This is a genomic window from Ktedonobacterales bacterium (assembly GCA_036557285.1).
Classification (GTDB): domain Bacteria; phylum Chloroflexota; class Ktedonobacteria; order Ktedonobacterales; family DATBGS01; genus DATBHW01.
In genome coordinates, this window is record DATBHW010000003.1 from 70,171 (window position 1) to 87,048 (window position 16,878).

Below are 16,878 nucleotides of genomic sequence, written 5' to 3' on the forward strand. Positions count from 1 at the left end.
TTAGTTGGCTGCCGTTTGCTCATCCGGGTTAGAGGCGATTTGCCCATCTGAACCGGCTGCAACAATGGCCTGGGCAGTCGCGTCGAGCATCGCCAGGCGGCGGGCGCGTGCCTCGCGCCGGGCAGCAGCGCGCTGCTGGTCGGCTGGTTCATTGATATTGTACCAGCAGGCCGTGACATGGTTATTGCCAACCGAGCGCAGTGGCGGCGGAGCTTTGCACTGATTGGTGGCAAAGAGGCAGCGCGGCGCGAACGGACACCCCTCCGGTGGGTGCAGGAGATCGGGTGGCGCGCCCTCGATGGGAGTCAGTTCCTCCTGTCGCTCTTCATCAAGGCGGGGAACAGATGCCAGTAATCCCAGCGTGTAGGGATGGCGAGGATTGGCAAAAAGTTCATCGGTGGACGCCACCTCGACCACATGGCCGGCATACATGACGACCACGCGATCAGTCATCCCGGCCACGACACCCAGGTCATGGGTAATCAGCATGACGGCGCTGTTATACTCCGAGCCTATCGAGTCGATCAGTTCCAGGATTTGCGCCTGCACCGTGACATCCAGCGCGGTGGTGGGTTCGTCAGCGATGATAAGTTGGGGACGGCAGGCCAGCGCAATCGCAATCATCACGCGCTGGCGCATGCCGCCGCTGAACTGGTGGGGATACGAATTGAGACGCCGCTCTGCCTCTGGAATGCCGACCTCGCGCAGCAGTTCAATGGCGCGCCGTCTGGCCTGCTGGTTATCCAGGCCCAGATGCAGTTTCAAGCCCTCGGCAATCTGGTAGCCGATAGTCAGCACCGGATTCAGGGAAGTCAACGGGTCTTGAAAGATCATGCCGATCTGTTTGCCCCGGATTTTGCGCATGGTGCTTTCGGAGAGTTCCAGCAGGTCTTGTTCGCCAAAGATGATGCTGCCATCGAGCGTCTCACCGGGCGGGGAGGGAATAAGGCGCATGATGGAGAGCGCCGTGACGCTTTTGCCACAGCCGCTCTCCCCGACGATGCCGAGCTTTTCGCCTTCGTTGATGCTGAAGCTGACGCCATCCACAGCATGCACCCATCCCTCACGGGTTCTGAAGTACGTCTTCAGGTTGCTGATCTCAAGCAACTTCCCCACAGTCAGCGTCTCCTTCCCATTACCGTTCAGTGAGATAGGGGTCAAGAGCGTCGCGCAGCCCATCACCCATCAGGTTAAAGCTCAGCACGACAAACAAAATGCACAGGCCCGGCGCCCAGACGAGCATGGAATGCTCCAAAAAGTAATCTTTGCCGTTGGCGACCATCGTTCCCCAGCTTGCCAGTGGCACCTGGATGCCAAAGCCAAAGAAGCTCAGGATCGATTCGATAATAATATTATTGCCGACCAGCAGCGTCGAGCTGACGATGATTGGCCCGATGGCATTGGGCAAGATATGCCGCACCATCAACCGGAGGTTGCTGGCGCCCAGCGTGCGCGCTGCCATGACAAATTCTCGTTCTTTGAGCGCCAGAAACTCACTTCTTACCAGGCGAGACGTTTCGGTCCAGCCAAAGAGGGCAATCAGCACTACGATGCTCAGGATCGATCCATTTGAGAAGCTGGCCGAGAGGACAAAGAGCAGCAGGTAGAGTGGAATCGCCAGGATGATGTCGGTCGCGCGCATCAGCAGGTTGTCAACAACGCCACCAAAGTAGCCAGCGAGAGCGCCGATGGTGACTCCCACGAAGATTGCCATAAACATCGAAGAGATGCCGATCAGCAGGGAGACGCGCCCGCCGTAGAGGATGCGCGCCATTTCATCGCGCCCAAGCTCATCGGTTCCAAGCAGATGCTGGAACGAGGGATTCTGGAAGGCCGGGCTATTCCTGAGGTCAATATTCGTTGATGGATCGAAGGTCGTGGTAGCGTGGTAAAGTATCGGCGCAAAGAGCGCCGCCAGGCCCATCAGCACCAGCACCACGAACCCGACGACGGCCAATCGGTTACGGATAAAGCGATCGAAGATAATCCGCAACTGGCTGCGTCGTTTCCGGGCCAGTTGTGGGGTCAGGGCGAACAACTCATCCAGGTTTTCATCTCCGGGCAGCGATGGTGGAACAACCTGAGATTGTAAACTCACTGCTGAGTCTCCTTTCAGCGGCCTTGCCGCGATGATTCAGGACGGTAACAACTGACCGCCACAGGTCACTAATTGTAGCGAATGCGCGGATCAAGCACTCCATAGAGGACATCAGCAATCAGATTGAAAGTAATGACCGTTACTGCCGACATCAACAGCATCGCCATGAGGACCGGGTAATCGCGTGATGTTAACGAGAGAATAAAGAAGCTTCCCAGGCCCGGCCAGGCGAAGATGGTTTCTGTTACTGCCGCCCCACCTGCGATAGCGCCAAAATTCAGCGCGACGACGGTCAAGACTGGAATCAAGGCGTTGCGCAGGCCGTGACGCGCCAGGACGGCGACAGGCCCCAGCCCTTTCGACCGGGCCGTGCGCATATAATCCTGGCGCTTCACTTCGAGCATGCTCGCGCGCATGTAGCGGCTCCAGCCTGCCATAAAGGCCAGTGAAAGCACGATCATCGGTAAGATCAGGTGCAGCGTATAGTCAAGGAAGTAATCAAAAGTCGAAGCATACACCTCGTCGCTGCTGCGGCCAAAATCGGGGAGCCAGCCCAGCTTGACAGAGAAGATCTCTTGCATGATCAACGCGAAGAAGAAGATGGGCATGGAAATGCCAAAATAGCTGAAGAACGTGATCGTGTAGTCCACGATACTGTACTGGCGGGCGGCTGAGGTCACGCCCAGCGGAATCGCCAGGATCAAGGCAAAGAGCAGCGCCGACCCGAAGAGTTCGATGGTGGGTCCAACGCGCGCCCCAACATCGCTGATGACGGTCTGGCCGTCGTTAAAGGAGTGGCCGAAATCGCCAGTGATGGCTCCTTTGATCCAGGTGAAATACTGCACAGGCAGTGGCTGATCGATTCCAAGGTTATGGCGTATTGCCGCGCGGGCGGCTCCAGTGAGTTTTGGGTTGAGAAAAACCGCGTCGGCGCCTCCTGGGATCAGATGAATCAAGAGAAAGACGACCACAGAAACCATAAAAAGCAGGGGGATAGCCTGGAGCAGGCGCCGTATGATGTAGCGTCCCATAGAGTCTTGCCCTCGCTGAATGCTGTGTGTCAACCACAAAGCTGCATCGTTCAACCACGAAGAAGAGGGTGATCGCACCCCGTCCAGAGCCTGAGTAGACGGCCAGCCCGGCATTTGCCGCAATCATACCATATTGGATAAAAAACTACCAGAGAGGGACTCGCAAAGATGCTGGTTATGAATGTGGGCAGGGCGCCAGATATGGTTGACACCCTGCCCACACAAACAACCGGAAAGCCTCTTCATGAAGCGAATGCTGGAGGCATCACCTTCTGAACAGAGAGATGATGCCTTCCAGGAAACGAGAGAGGTTTAGCTCTTATACCACGTCCAGACGTTCCAGGTCTCCGACGGTCCCTGAGCGGAGGGGTTGTAGTTGTGGACGTTGTTGCCGGCGACGGCTGGCGCTCCATAGGAGTAGACGTAGACGACCGGCAGATCGGTCAACATCGCCTGGTGGAAGATCTTGAACTGTTCCAGGCGAGCGTTCTGATCGGGGTTCTGCTGTTCGGCATGCAGCGCCGCATCAACCGCCTGGTTGCAATAGTAGGTCCAGTTGCCGCCACCCTGAGCAGCGGTCTGGTTGCAACCCCAGGAGGTGAAGTCGTCGGGGTCATAGCCGAGCGAGTTGGTAAACTCACCGATCTGATATTGGCCGCTGGGCAAGATGGTGCCGAACAAGGCATCGGCAGGAAAATCCTTGATGTTGATCTTGATACCGATATCCTTCAGGTTCTGCTGGCCGATTTGCTGGGTCTGCGCGCGGCGCGCGTTATTGGAGGTCGTGCTCCAGTTCAGTTCCAGGATCTTGCCGTTCTTATGGCGATAGCCATCCGAACCCATCGCCCATCCATCGGCATCCAGCACCGATTTGGCCGTTGCCTGATCGAACGGGTAGCAGGTCACGTCAGGCTCATGGGCAAAGGTACCCAGATCCTCATCGCAGGTACGTATGCCTACCCCGTTCACGGCCTGTTTGATCATACTGTCGATGTCAAGCGCCGTGCTGATCGCCTTGCGGACCTGCAAGTCGGCCAGGATGGGGTCGTGCAAGTTGAAGGTAATCCATTCAGTGTTGACCGGTTGCGTGGGGAGATAGAGCTTGTAGCCCTGGAGAGCTTTGTAGCTATCCAGCTTGGTGTTGTCCAGGAACCAGGAGGTATCGAGTGAATGACTTTGCAGGGCGGTCAGAACCGTGCTGGCGTCGGGGATGATCTTGAAGTTAATCCCATCCAGATACGGATAGCCCTGGGCCGCCTGGAAGTAATTGTCGTTGCGCACCACGTTGATGTGGTCGCCCTTGACGCGATCAGAGATCTTAAAGGGTCCGCTGACAACGGTCGGCTTGAACGCCTCAGTAGACTTCAGGATGGTGGACGGGTCCATCGTGCCAAAGACGTGCTTGGGCATGGGGGCCAGCCCTGGGTCTGCAAACTGCGAGGCGATCAGCGGCACGTAGACGTTCTTCATGCTGAAGGTAACAGTGGTGGCATCCACCGCCTTGAGCGTGCTGAAGTCAATCGAGGCCAGCCCAGCCGTACCGCCCTTGGCGCCATAAGCCGGGGTGTTCCACAGATTCATCGTGAAGACCACATCTTCGGCGGTCAACGGCTGCCCGTCCGACCACTTCAGATTGTCCTTCAGCTTCAGTGTGTAGTGCAGGGCGTCGGAAGAGATCTCACCATTGGCGACGGTGGGCAGCTCCTTGAGCAGTCCCGGGTGGATGACACCCTTATCGTCACCGTAGACCAGTGGCGCCCAGATCGTGGCGTCCACCAGAATTGAATAGGTTAGATTCGAGCCGTTGGAAAGGAGTACATCAGGCTCCTCATAGAGACCATCGGTGATCGTTCCACCGCGTTGGGGTTGGTTTGAGTTTGAGACAGGAGTTGGCCCGCAGGCTGGCAGCGCCAGGCCGATCAGCAGCCCCAAACCCACCACCAGGAAGAGAAGTTTGCCCTTTCGTTGCATGAAGCCCCTCCTCAAAAAAAATGACGAGAGCGGAATGTAAAGCGCGCTCAGAGGGCAACTCCTGCCCCTTACGACGCAGCTTTACTTATACTACGCCCGCACGTCGTAAAATCTCACGAGCTTACGACGCTGTAGCGATCAGCCGCACTCTGCGTGCGGCACAGTGGCCTTGTCGGTCCCCCTTTCCTGGCGAGATGGCGGCGCGACCCAGGTTCTGTTCCTGGCCTGCTGCCGCATGGCATCAATCTCAGCCCGGCCCTGCTCTTGGAGAACATGTTGTAATCCTACAACATGCAAGCTGAGCCATCTGGAGGTCTATTGACGCCGCAAGTATAACGACTTTCCTGATTGTGCGCAAGAGGTTTCTTAGAAACTTGGTGGCCGAAAACTTTGATAGTGAGCCGTTTTTATCTGTTGTAACTAAACAAAACGCTGTCCAATGTGATCAAAAGGGTCAGGGTGGACGATCATGCCTCTGCAAGCGGAGGCGGTCTTCCTTGAGCCCGTTGCACGCGCATGCCCTGCACCAGCACCAGAAAGCCCAGCAGCACGAGCAGGTCGAACCCCACCTCGCGCCCTGTCACGAGGCTATAGCTCTTCAGAAACTCGGTGAGACCGAGAAAGGCCCATCCGGGCGCCAGTGCATCTGGAGTCAGCACGAGATAGGCAAGCCAGGCCCAGCTTGGAGCGAGCAAGAGGACTACCAGCGGGAAGCGCCACCAAAACCGTGGCCGCAGCAGGAGCAGCGCGAGGGCAAAAAACACGCAGACCGTTGAAGCCAGGGTAACCAGCACTGGCTCGGTGAGCGGCACACGGTTCAGATTCCAGACTATGATGCTGCCGATGACGCTGAGCAGCACGTACAGCGCGGCCAGCCAGCTATCCACCCTCAGCCTCCAGCGCACCAGCCCATAAGAGAGGCAAAGCAGACTCAGCGTGCTCAGCAGCACGCTCACCAGCGGCAGGAACAGAAACACCTGCCTCAGCACCTCCGAATTGGCTGCCTGATTCGTCTGATCAGGCCAGATCAGCCAGATCAGGGGGTAGGGGAGGAGCTGGAGGATCGTCATCGCTGCTGAGCTGGCTTGGAGGTACAAGCCGCCGCGCGCCAGCCTCGATGGGGCGAAACGAGCGCCTTTCAGGCAAAGGGCGATCAGGAGCGCGAGGGCCAGCGAGCGCGCCAGGCCATTGATGAGTTCAGGGCTGATCAGGTCTAAACGGCTCAAAAACGGGTGATGGAACAGGTCAACGGGCTGGTGAGCCAACCCAAACAACCCTGCTGACTGGCGGATCAGCAGGATCACCAGGACATCTACCAGGACTCCGACCAGCACGAGCGCCCCGAAGCGTAGCAGAAACGTGCGCGTCCAGACCCTGCCGTTGGGGGGAGTAATCGGCACCGAGGCCATCCCTGACTCCGCCATCCAAACACCTCAGCGTGTATCAGTGTTCTTGCCACAACACCCCCCATACCGCTACACGTCCAGGTTCTTCACCTGCTTGGCGTGTGCCTCAATAAAGCGACGGCGTGGCGCCACCTCATCCCCCATCAGTGTACTGAAGATCTCATCAGCCCTCACGGCATCCTCAATCGTCACCTGAAGAATCGTGCGTGTGGCCGGATTCATCGTCGTTTCCCAGAGTTCTTCCGGGTCCATCTCGCCCAGGCCCTTATAGCGGTTCACCGCAGCGTTCTTGCCATTCAGATTGGCAAGGTAGGCGTCGCGCTCGTCATCGCTGTAGACATACTGACGGTTCTTGCCGACCTGAATGCGATAGAGCGGCGGCTGCGCAATATAGAGCCGACCCTCGGTGATAAGCTGGGGCATATAGCGATAAAAAAGCGTCAGCAGCAGCGTCCGAATATGGCTGCCATCAACATCCGCATCGGTCATCAGCAGCACGCGCCCATAGCGAATGCGCTCCATCGTGAAGATATCGCCGATGCCCGTACCCAGGGCTGTGACCATATTCTTGATCTCTTCATTGCCCAGCATCTTATCCAGCCGCGCCCGCTCCACATTCAGAATCTTGCCGCGCAGCGGCAGGATCGCCTGGAAGTGGCGGTCACGGGCCTGCTTCGCGCTGTTATGCACAAACACTCCACTTGCCAGGGCAAAGTTATGCGTGCCTGGCACTTCGATGTCATAGACATCCAGCCGCTCTTGTAGCCGTTCTGTCTTCACAATGCGATGATTCGCTGCCGCAACCTCAAATGCCATCCCCTGATCAACGATTTCTGACAGATCGTGATACAGCGGCATCAGTGAATCGTCGGGCGTCAGGTCTGCTGCGGCCTTGTAGCCCCGGTCGCGCAGCATGAAACGGTGATCTGGCGTGCAGACAATGGTTTCGCCATTGTCCAGCGTCACCTGAATAACCTCGGCGTTCGCCTTTGTCACGCGCGCGTTGATGACGCGCTCCAGACCAATCTTGCCATCGTGGCGGATGGTATAGCAGAAATGCTCCTTGCCTTCGGCCTGCTCAGCTACCAATTCCTGAAAGCTCAACGAGCGACCATCAGCGAGCGCAACCCTGGTATCTCCAGAGAAACAGCCGCCTGCTGAATCGCCCTCAACCAGGAATAACTCGCAGCGTTCGGAGCGGCGCTCCGAGCAGTCGGCAAGCTTGCCGGGGAGCGTCGTATCCAGAATGCCCTTGGGCTGGCGGATCAGTTCTTTCGCCTTGCGGGCTGCCTCGCGCGCGCGCGAAGCGGTCAGACACTTATCAATAATCTTGCGCGCCTCGCTGGGGGTCTCCTCAAGGTACTTTGCCAGAGACTCGGCCAGCAGGCTCTCCACCTGATTGCGTACCTCGGCATTATTCAGCTTATTCTTCGTCTGGCTCTCAAACTGCGGGTTCGGCAGCTTCACGCTGATGACCGCCGTCAAACCCTCGCGCACATCGTCACCCGTCAGGTTGCTCTCATTTTCTTTGAGCAGATTCGTCCTGCGCCCGTAATCGTTGAGTGTGCGCGTCAGCGCGGCGCGGAAGCCCGTCAGATGCGTGCCGCCATCAACGGTATTGATGCCGTTGGCAAAGGAGAAGAGGGTTTCGTTATAGCCATCGTTATATTGCAGCGCGATCTCCACCAGCGTGTGGTCCATCTTCTTCTCGACATGCAGCGGCTTTGCCATCACGCACTGCCGCGCCTTATTCAGATGGCGCACAAAGGACATCAGCCCGCCCTCGAAATAATAGGTCTGCTCGCGTTCCTGGCCGGGACCGGGGCGCTCATCGCGGATGCTAATCGTCAGCCCGCGATTGATATACGCTATCTCACGCAAACGCTGAGCAAGCAGATCAAAATTGAAATCACGGGTCTCCATCACCGTCAGATCGGGCAAGAAGGTCGTCCTGGTGCCCGTTCCCTCTGCCGAACCAATCACGCGCACGCCCTTTACCGGCTTGCCCTGGCGATATTCCTGCATATAGACCTTGCCGTCGCGCTTCACCTCCACCCGACACCACTCGCTCAGCGCGTTCGTCGCCGACACCCCCACGCCATGCAAGCCACCAGAGCCAGACTTATATGCCTCGCCCCCAAACTTGGCGCCCGCGTGCAGCGTGGTCATCACCACTTCCAGGGTTGATTGCTTGGGACGCTTGGGATGCGGTTCAACCGGAATGCCCCGGCCATTATCCTCATTCGTCAGCGATCCATCGGCATGAATTGTCACCATGATATGATCGCAGACACCCGCCATCGCCTCATCAACACTGTTATCCACCGCCTCATAGACAAGCTGGTGCAGCCCCCGGCTGTCGGTGCTGCCGATATACATACCAGGGCGAATACGAACCGGCTCCAACCCCTCCAGAATCTCAATCTGCTCGCCGCCATAGTTATTGGCCGCCGCGCCGTTGCCGTTCTTCTCATGTCTGCCGCCGTTCACACGGCCAGCGTCTTTCTCAAGTTCAGCAGAGAGCGTATTTTCGGGTGTTTCAGGAATCTGTTTCATAGCTGCCATAAACGGTGTACCTTCCTCCTCAACAAAGCTGGCAGGCGATAAATGTGATAAGGGCAGGTGAATAGGCCAGGTATCCATTCTTTTGGGACACATGAAAAACGGCTGTCGCCACCGACCGGGGCGTCCAGTCGCTCTTCTCCTATTGTAACACATTTATAAGGAAAAGGAAAGACCCTCAGAGCAGTTGGCATCTAGTCTGAAGCCTTCGGAATAGCTCTCTTTGGATAACCCTTTTGTGATCGTGTGAACCTGTTCACATTCCCAGCTCCCACAGCCTGACTGCCCAACCTGCCCGGCGTCAAATATCCTGGGGCAGAGGGGGTCCGGCTATTGGATCGCGCCGCTCCACGAGCCTTGCTGAGCAGGGTGCTGGGTGACGGATTGGTCCTGAGCGCACGTCATGGTGTAGCCGGAGGTACTCCAACTGCCGCTGCTGGTAGTGGCGCTGCTGAAGGAGCCGCTGAGGGTCTGGAGGGTATAGGGCGTGCTGGCCTGGCAGGTGAAGCCGTTGGAGAGAACATATTGATCGCTGGTGGCCGTTTCGGTATAGGTCAGTTGGCCGCCCTTATAGCTCCCGCTGCACGTTGCGGTCAGCGTCTCCTGATACGTAACCCCCGTAGGCATGCCGCTCGCATCCAGCACATTGCCGGTCTGGGTAAAGGGCTGGCTGTTATCACGCGCCTGGCAGACCGTCCCGCCAGCTGGGTCGGCCTGGCCGGTGATAACCAGCGTTTCCTGCATAGACTGAGGCGCGCCGGTAAGGGGGTCTTGTGTCTGGATGGTAACGACCAGCGTAAAGCTGGCGTCGTCGGCAGGAGCGCCATTGGGGCCGGGAGTGCCAGCCTCGCCTTGAGTGACGATGGCAAGCGCCGCGCCGCGCCGGGTGACATACCCCTGGTCATCCTTTGCCGTCAGCGTATGATTCCCCACGCCCCAATCGCCGGTCACGGTCAGGTCGGCCTCTACCCGGCCCTGCGCGTCGCTCTGCGTTCCCCCGCTGCCCGGCGCGGGCTTGCCATCCAGCAGAAACGTGATAGACGAGCGATACGAGAACCACTTGCCGCTGACGTGCAGACTCGTAGTTGTCGAGCCAGCCGGAACGCCGCCCTGCTGATAGTGGCTCTGCACTTCAATCACTGGTCGGGGGATAATATCCACCCGCGCGCCGCTCATCGTCGTGTAGCCCCTGGCATCGGTAGCCGTCAGGGTATGGAAGCCATAGCGCCAGGCTTCCGTCACCGTCAGGTCTACGCTAAAGTTGCCAGCCCCATCCGTAGACACCTCTGGCGCGCCTGGCGCGGGCTTGCCATCCAGCAAGATACTCACGTTGGAATGACGCGAGAAATGCTGGCCGACAACGCGCAGCGTCGTTGAGGGCGAACCCGCAGGCGTCTCATCTACCAGAGAGGCGCTCATCACCTGGATGGTTGGCTCTGGCCGGGTGAGGAAATAGGCCAGGGTAACGCCACCAGTGGTCGCCACCAGCGCCGTAACAAGGACAGCAGCGATGATCTTGATCCGCATCCTGCCGGGTTTCTTGCGCGAACTGCTCTCCGCCGCTGGAGCCAGCGCAAGGGTCTCTGGTATGGGCTGCCAGGGATCGGTCTCCAGGTCGAGCGCCACCGGCGCGTGAGCCACCGTTGGCGCGCTGAAGGCGTCAGTAAGATCGTCTGGCGGGCCGACCAGCGCGCCCGACATCAGGCGATTGGTGGCGCGAGGCAGGGGCAGCGCGCCAGCCTCTCCCAGCCCTTCCGTTATCGTACCAGCCTGGGTAAGCTCTGCTGGGTCATCGGCGGGTAGAGCAAAGGGCTGGCGGCACGCGCCACAAAACCGCGCCCAGATGGGCGATTCCTCGCCACAGGCCGCGCAGGGCTTCATCGGCGCTTCGGGGGAGGTCTCGCGCAGCGGCGCAATCACCTCTGCCGCTGGCTGGGCGCTGAGGCAGTTGCTACAGAGGCCCGCCCCCTCCGGCGTCTCCGCGCCACAGATAACACAGCGCCGCTTAGGTGGAGGAATTACCAGTGATGGCGAGGTCTCTTCGCTTAACAGCATCGAGGACCGGGCGCGCCCACACTGCCAGCAGAAGCGCGTCTCCGCATCTAACGTCGCCTGACAAAAAGCGCAGCGCTCCATTGATTATCCCTTGCCGGACTCTGACCCATGCCTGGTACATGCCTGGTATACAAAACACAGCGTTTCTCTTCTTTTTTTGTAACACACCAGATTACGACTGGCAAGCCTCAGATCAGCAAGGGCTCCACCAACTATGGGGGTGCCGCTCGTACCGCCGCCGTCCCGGCGGCCAGCGTTGGCCTGCTGGCGCCGTGGCCCGGAGGGCGCACGCTCGCCCTGGCGCAGCGGTGGCCGCCGGGAGGGACGCGCGAGCGACCACCGGGAGCGAGGACCTCTCGCTCGACGAGGCATAGCCGAGGCAAGCGGCAGAGACGCGCGAGCGAGGCGCAGCCGAGCGAGCATGGCCGCGCCCAGCGCGGTCAAGCGGCTCTGGCGAAGCCCTTCCCGAAGGGAGGCGGCGCTACAAACAAGTAGCAACCCCCGATACTTGGTGGAGCCATCAGCAAGAATGGGTTTCATCTTTTCCTGACGGAAGGTGTCAGGAAAGCGCAGCTATACTGCTGAGGGGCAAAAATGCACCTGAAGCATACCACTAATTGGAGGAATCGTTGATGCGTCTTGGTGCGAATCTGGGGCCAACTGGTGATTGGCCCGCCATGCTCGCAGCGGCCCAGACAGCCGATAAGCTTGGCTTCGATGCCGTTGGTTTTTTAGACCACTATCATACCGACAAACTCGAATGGCCCTACATCTGCGGCTGGTCCGCCTATGGGGCGCTGGCGCTGGCAACTTCCCGCATCCATCTCGTTCCCCTGGTGATTGACCGCTTGAATTACCTGCCCGGCGTGCTGGCAAAAGAGGCCGCAACACTCGCCATTGCCAGCGGTGGGCGCTTTGAGCTTGGCATCGGCGCGGGCGATTATTTTCAGGAAGCCAGAGCCTGGGGGCTGCCGGTCCCCGATGCCGCCGAGCGCATTGCCGGTCTGAAAGAAACTGTCACCGTGCTGCGCCACATCTGGAGCGGTGAAAAGATCACCTTCGAGGGTCAATTTATCCGCCTGAAAGACGCAGCAGCCACACCAGCGCCCACACCACTGCCCCGCGTGATGGTTGGCGCTGGCAGTTCGCGGCGGCTGATTCAGAGCGCCATTGAATACGCCGACGAGGTGAACGTCTACGCCAACGATGAGCTGATCCGCTTCGCGCGCCAGCAGATTGACGCCGCGCCGCGAGCCGTCGCCCTATCGGTCTATGTCTGGGAGTGGCCGAGCGATCTTGTCGAAAAGCTGGCGGTCTGGGAAGACCTTGGCGTTATGCGCACCTTTCTCACCTTCTGGCGACCCTTCGACCAGTTAGCTGAAGCGGCCAGATGGATGACATAACAACCGGCAGCGCCGCCGTCCGGTAGGGACAGCGGCGCTGCAAGCAGATGCAGGATCAGTCCTGTTCTTTGTCCTGGCGCGCCTCCAGCGTCTCCAGCCGCTCGCGCAGCTTGCGATTCTCCTCCTTGATCTCGTCGAACTCGTTGCGAAGCTGGCGCACCTCATCGGCTGGTTTCTCGCCCTCACGAATGGTCCTGGCAGCCTGTCGAGCAGCGCGGACAAAGACGCCATCCAGTTCGCGGCTCGCCATCTGATCGAGCGCGCCCAGCGCGCTGGTCTCGCGCATACTCCCCAGCGCCCGCGCCGCCGAGCCACGCACAGGCGGCCAGGGGTCATCCAGCGCCCCGACCAATCCCTGCGCCATCTGCTGGCGCGCCTCGCCGCTGTCCAGGCGGTGATCGCTCGCCAGCGCGCCAATAGCTCTGGCCGCCGCCGCCCGCGCCTGAATCGGCTTTGCGCGGTCCAGCCAGCCAACCAGGACTGGCGCGGCCTTCGGATCGCCCAGCGCCGCCAATCCATGAAAGACGCCATCCCGAATAATCTCGTTCCAGGAGGGCCGATCAAGCGCCGCCACCAGCGCGTCGAACGCGCCGCTGGCCCTCGTCTGGCCCAGCGCCCGCGCCGCCGCGCCTTCAACATGATAGCTGGGATCGCCTTTTTTCAGCGTGGCGGCCAGCGTCGCCGCCGCTCGCTCGGCCAGTTCGGGCTGCTCCGGCGCGCGGAAGGAGCCGAGCGCCTCCACGATAGCCCGCCGCGCTCTGAGATCTTCGTCCTGCTCCAGTCCAGACAGCAGCGCCTCCAGGGCACGCCCGGTGCGCAGCTTGCCCAGCGTCGCGGCAATCTCGGCACGCACGCCCCAGAACGAGTCGCTCAGCAGCGCCGCCGCCAGGGCGTCTACGCTCTTAGGATCGCCCAGCTTGCCCAGTTCCTCGGCGGCCTCGATGCGCCCCAGCACATCCGCGTCATGCGCCAGTTGATAGCGCAGCATCTCCGCTGGCCGCTCGAACTTCAGCGTCTTCAGAATCCAGCCGCCCGGATCAAAGCGCACCGCCAGCGGCGCGCGCGGCAGCGGGAAATAGAAGCGCTGCTGCGCCTCCTCGACCTGCACGCGGAACGTTGTGGTCGTCGCCTCGTCATCCTTCGCATCATCAGAAGCTGGAATAGTAAAAGCAATATCCACTGGCGTCACAAAGCAGGCGTGATGCTCATCAACCTTTTGCGCCTGCTTCACTGTCAGCGAGGCCAGGCCATGATCGCCATCCCAGTTGAACGACACCTCGAACTCTGGATGGCCCGCGCCATAGACCCACTGCTGGAAGAAGCGCCCCATGCTGCGCCCCGTAGTCTCTTCAATCGCCCGCTCCAGATCAGGCGTAATCACCTCGCGCCCGCGATTGGTTTGCGCGTAATGCTGAATCGAGCGCCAGAACCCCTGCTCGCCCAGCACAAAACGCAGCATATGCAATACCAGCGACCCCTTCTGGTAGGCGTGACGGTCAAACATCTCCCAGCCATCGCGGTTATACACGTTGTAGACGATGGGCCGCTTGTACGATTCAGCGAGATAGGCGCCCAGGTTGCCGCGCAGTTCATAGCGGAACTCGTCTTCGCCATCGTCGCGCTGGGTGTAGGCTGCCTCAAAATACGTAGCGAAGCTCTCGTTCAGCCAGATATGGCTCCAATCGCGGCAGGTGAGCAGATCGCCAAACCACTGATGCACCAGTTCGTGCGCCACCACCCGCTTGGGAAAGGCCGTATCCAGCGCGGCGCGCGCGTCCGGCAAGAGCGAAAAGCTGTGCGTCGTCGCCGAAGTATTCTCCATCGCGCCCGTATAGAGTTCACAGACGACCTGCGCGTACTTCTCATAGGGATAGCGAATGCCAAAGCGATCCGAGTAAAACGCCAGCATATCCGGCGTTTTGCCCATCATCACCCGCGCATCCGCCTCGCGTCCAGGGCGCACATAATAGGTAACAGGGATACCATCCCAGCTTTCCATCACAGCGGCAAACTCGCCTACCACCAGCGTCACCAGATACGCCGGGTGCGGCACATCATGCCGCCAGTGATACGTTTTCGTACCGCTGCCCTGGTCTTCATCCACATGATCGATCCGCCCGTTGGAGAGCGCAAAGTACTGCGCCGGAACCGTCACCGAGAGCGCCGTCGTCGCCCGATCATTGGGCGAATCATGGCAGGGGAACCAGAAATGGTTCGTCTCTGGCTGGCCTTGCGTCCACGCCTGCACCGGTCTGGTCGGATCATCCGCCCCCGGCTGCACAAAATGCAGGCCGATACGCGGGCGCGCCGCGTAGGCGATCTCAATCGCAAACGTCTCGCCGTACTGATACGCGCGATCCAGTTCAATCACCAGCTTGCGCCCGTCCTGCGTGGCGCGCAAGGCCGGGCCGCCCACCAGGCTCACCCGCTCGATCTCCAGTTCGGAGGCGCTCAACTGCACCGAGCGCAGATCATCGAACAACGCCCGAAACGTCGTCGTCACCACACCGCTCACCTGCTGCTTTTCCAGATCAAGCGCCAGGTTCAGCGCGACATGCGCAACATCCGCCGGGCGATCAGGCGCGTAGTGGCGTCTATCGCCAGGAAGCGCAAAGTTATAGGGGTCTTCTTCCCCGTTGCCCAGGGGTACACCACCGACAGCTTGAAGCTGCAAACACCGTTCACACTGACTCAAACAGCCGCTCCTTCCTGAGAAAAAGCCTTTAGAAAAGTTGTACCAGAACGGTGGTAGTATACCTCATTCGTCGAGGTCGTTGTGGTATTGCCGCTGGCGCAGCGTGAAGGCCAGCCAGCCAAGCAGGCAGAGGATGATGGTTGCAAGTGTCCAGGCAAAGAGCAGACCGCCACTGGAAACAAGATCGGCAAGCGGCACCATGTTCTCTTTCCTCTTTTATTGATCAAGATGTGTATCGCACCAGATAGGGATAGTTGCCAGGATATGAGCCGCTGAAGCAAGAACCGGGCCGAATAGCGCATCGTTACGGCTGATCGCGCGCCCGCGCTCAAAGAATGTGACGCGCAGCCCACCGTCTGGTAACATCACCGGCTCCAACCGGGCGGTTATTCGTTTTCGCGGCGCCCAGCAGGCAGGTTGCCAGGCGCAGCCACGATATGCTATACTCTATGAGTGGACAGCCCGGCGCTTGAACAAGCGCCACAAACGCTGTGCGCCAGCCCCGGCGGGGCGCGCCAGATCAGCGCCTGGCGGCTGGCCCCCGATCAGAGTCAGCGTCGTTTTCAGCGGTCCAGCGCCGCTTGTGGTCTCTTTCTGCGCGTCCTGGCGCTTCGGCCATCCAGGCATGCCGTGTGCGATATACAAGGAAACCAGATGCCGCCGTCCCCCAATCAAAGGAGATGAGAATGGAGAAGCTGAGCCTGTTTTCGGGCAATGCCAACCGCGCGCTGACTTCGGCAATCTGCCAGCAACTTGGTCTTCACGATGGCGAGGCGGAAGTCTTTCAATTTAGTAACGAAAACATCTTCGTCAAAATCAATGAGAACATTCGCGGCCACGATGTCTTTATTGTGCAGCCGTTCAGCGCCCCCGTTAACACCTCGATCCTCGAACTCCTGATCATGATCGACGCCTGTAAGCGGGCCTCCGCCCGCCGCATCACCGCCGTCATCCCCTACTATGCCTATGGCCGCAGCGACAAAAAAGATCAGCCGCGCGTCCCTATCACCGCGCGCCTCATCGCCGACTGTATCAGCGTGGCGGGCGCGCATCGCGTGCTGACGATGGACCTGCACGCCGGGCAGATTCAAGGCTTTTTTAACATTCCGGTAGATGAGCTGAGCGCGATGCACATCCTGGCGCGCCACTGGATTAGCAAGCGCATCCCCAATCTGACGGTAGTGGCAACGGACGCTGGCTTTGCCAAGAAGGCGCGCAACTTCGCCGAACTGCTGGATGCCCCGCTGGCGATTGTCGAAAAGCGCCGCCGAAGCAACGATGAAGGCGCCGAAGCGATGGGCATTATCGGCCAGGTACAGGGGCGCAACGTGCTGATTGTGGATGACGAGATCAATACCGCTAGCTCTATCGTTCGCGCCATACAGCTTGTCAAAAAAGAGGGCGCAGGCGATGTCTACGCCTCAGCAGTACACGGCGTCCTCTCCGGCCCGGCCATCCAGCGCCTGCGCGAAGGTGAGTTCACGGAGATCGTCCTGACCGATACCATCCCCGTCCCTGCCGAAAAGCGTCTGCCGCAGATGACCATCCTCTCAGTCGCCAAACTCTTCGCCGCCGCCATCCAGCACATCCACGAGGATACCTCGGTTTCAGAGTTGTTCCGCTGGGAACGCTATTAAACATTAGCAGCGGAAGCCGG

General features: G+C 59.6%; 12 protein-coding genes. 2 read left to right on the forward strand and 10 right to left on the reverse strand.

Features of this window, described 5'->3' with window-relative positions; genetic code table 11:
* The 7 genes from VH599_00730 to VH599_00760 form a co-directional block, all read right to left on the reverse strand.
* On the reverse strand, positions 1 to 1,116 hold the full coding sequence (locus tag VH599_00730; protein HEY7346810.1) for an ABC transporter ATP-binding protein: 1,116 nt from the start codon (positions 1,114 to 1,116) through the stop codon (positions 1 to 3).
* 19 nt (positions 1,117 to 1,135) lie between these two features.
* Positions 1,136 to 2,098, reverse strand: coding sequence for an ABC transporter permease (locus tag VH599_00735; GenBank protein ID HEY7346811.1), 963 nt, complete (start codon positions 2,096 to 2,098; stop codon positions 1,136 to 1,138).
* 68 nt (positions 2,099 to 2,166) lie between these two features.
* Positions 2,167 to 3,129 carry an ABC transporter permease gene (locus VH599_00740; GenBank protein ID HEY7346812.1) on the reverse strand — a complete coding sequence of 321 codons (963 nt, stop codon included), beginning with the start codon at positions 3,127 to 3,129 and terminating at the stop codon, positions 2,167 to 2,169.
* Between the two features lie 312 nt (positions 3,130 to 3,441).
* Positions 3,442 to 5,100 (reverse strand): peptide ABC transporter substrate-binding protein, encoded by a 1,659-nt coding sequence (locus tag VH599_00745; protein HEY7346813.1) that lies wholly within the window; start codon positions 5,098 to 5,100, stop codon positions 3,442 to 3,444.
* A 467-nt stretch (positions 5,101 to 5,567) separates the two neighbouring features.
* Entirely contained in the window at positions 5,568 to 6,524 is a 957-nt protein-coding gene (locus VH599_00750) for a hypothetical protein (protein ID HEY7346814.1), read from the reverse strand.
* Between the two features lie 51 nt (positions 6,525 to 6,575).
* Entirely contained in the window at positions 6,576 to 9,071 is a 2,496-nt protein-coding gene (gene gyrB / locus VH599_00755) for a DNA topoisomerase (ATP-hydrolyzing) subunit B (GenBank protein HEY7346815.1), read from the reverse strand.
* Positions 9,072 to 9,398: 327 nt separating this feature from the next.
* The gene (locus VH599_00760) at positions 9,399 to 11,204 is read right to left on the reverse strand and encodes a hypothetical protein (GenBank protein HEY7346816.1); all 1,806 of its coding nucleotides are present in this window, start codon (positions 11,202 to 11,204) and stop codon (positions 9,399 to 9,401) included.
* Positions 11,205 to 11,755: 551 nt separating this feature from the next.
* Here VH599_00760 and VH599_00765 point away from each other — a divergent pair.
* Positions 11,756 to 12,526, forward strand: a complete 771-nt coding sequence (locus VH599_00765; GenBank protein ID HEY7346817.1) for an LLM class flavin-dependent oxidoreductase — start codon at positions 11,756 to 11,758, stop codon at positions 12,524 to 12,526.
* 55 nt (positions 12,527 to 12,581) lie between these two features.
* Here VH599_00765 and VH599_00770 read toward each other — a convergent pair whose 3' ends face one another.
* From VH599_00770 to VH599_00780, 3 genes are all read right to left on the reverse strand, one after another.
* Positions 12,582 to 15,221, reverse strand: a complete 2,640-nt coding sequence (locus tag VH599_00770) for a M1 family aminopeptidase (protein HEY7346818.1) — start codon at positions 15,219 to 15,221, stop codon at positions 12,582 to 12,584.
* A gap of 63 nt (positions 15,222 to 15,284) precedes the next feature.
* Positions 15,285 to 15,422 (reverse strand): hypothetical protein, encoded by a 138-nt coding sequence (locus VH599_00775; GenBank protein ID HEY7346819.1) that lies wholly within the window; start codon positions 15,420 to 15,422, stop codon positions 15,285 to 15,287.
* A gap of 15 nt (positions 15,423 to 15,437) precedes the next feature.
* The gene (locus VH599_00780; protein HEY7346820.1) at positions 15,438 to 15,587 is read right to left on the reverse strand and encodes a hypothetical protein; all 150 of its coding nucleotides are present in this window, start codon (positions 15,585 to 15,587) and stop codon (positions 15,438 to 15,440) included.
* 320 nt (positions 15,588 to 15,907) lie between these two features.
* Between VH599_00780 and VH599_00785 the strand changes: the two genes are divergently transcribed.
* Entirely contained in the window at positions 15,908 to 16,858 is a 951-nt protein-coding gene (locus VH599_00785; GenBank protein HEY7346821.1) for a ribose-phosphate pyrophosphokinase, read from the forward strand.
* The last annotated feature ends 20 nt before the right edge of the window (positions 16,859 to 16,878 follow it).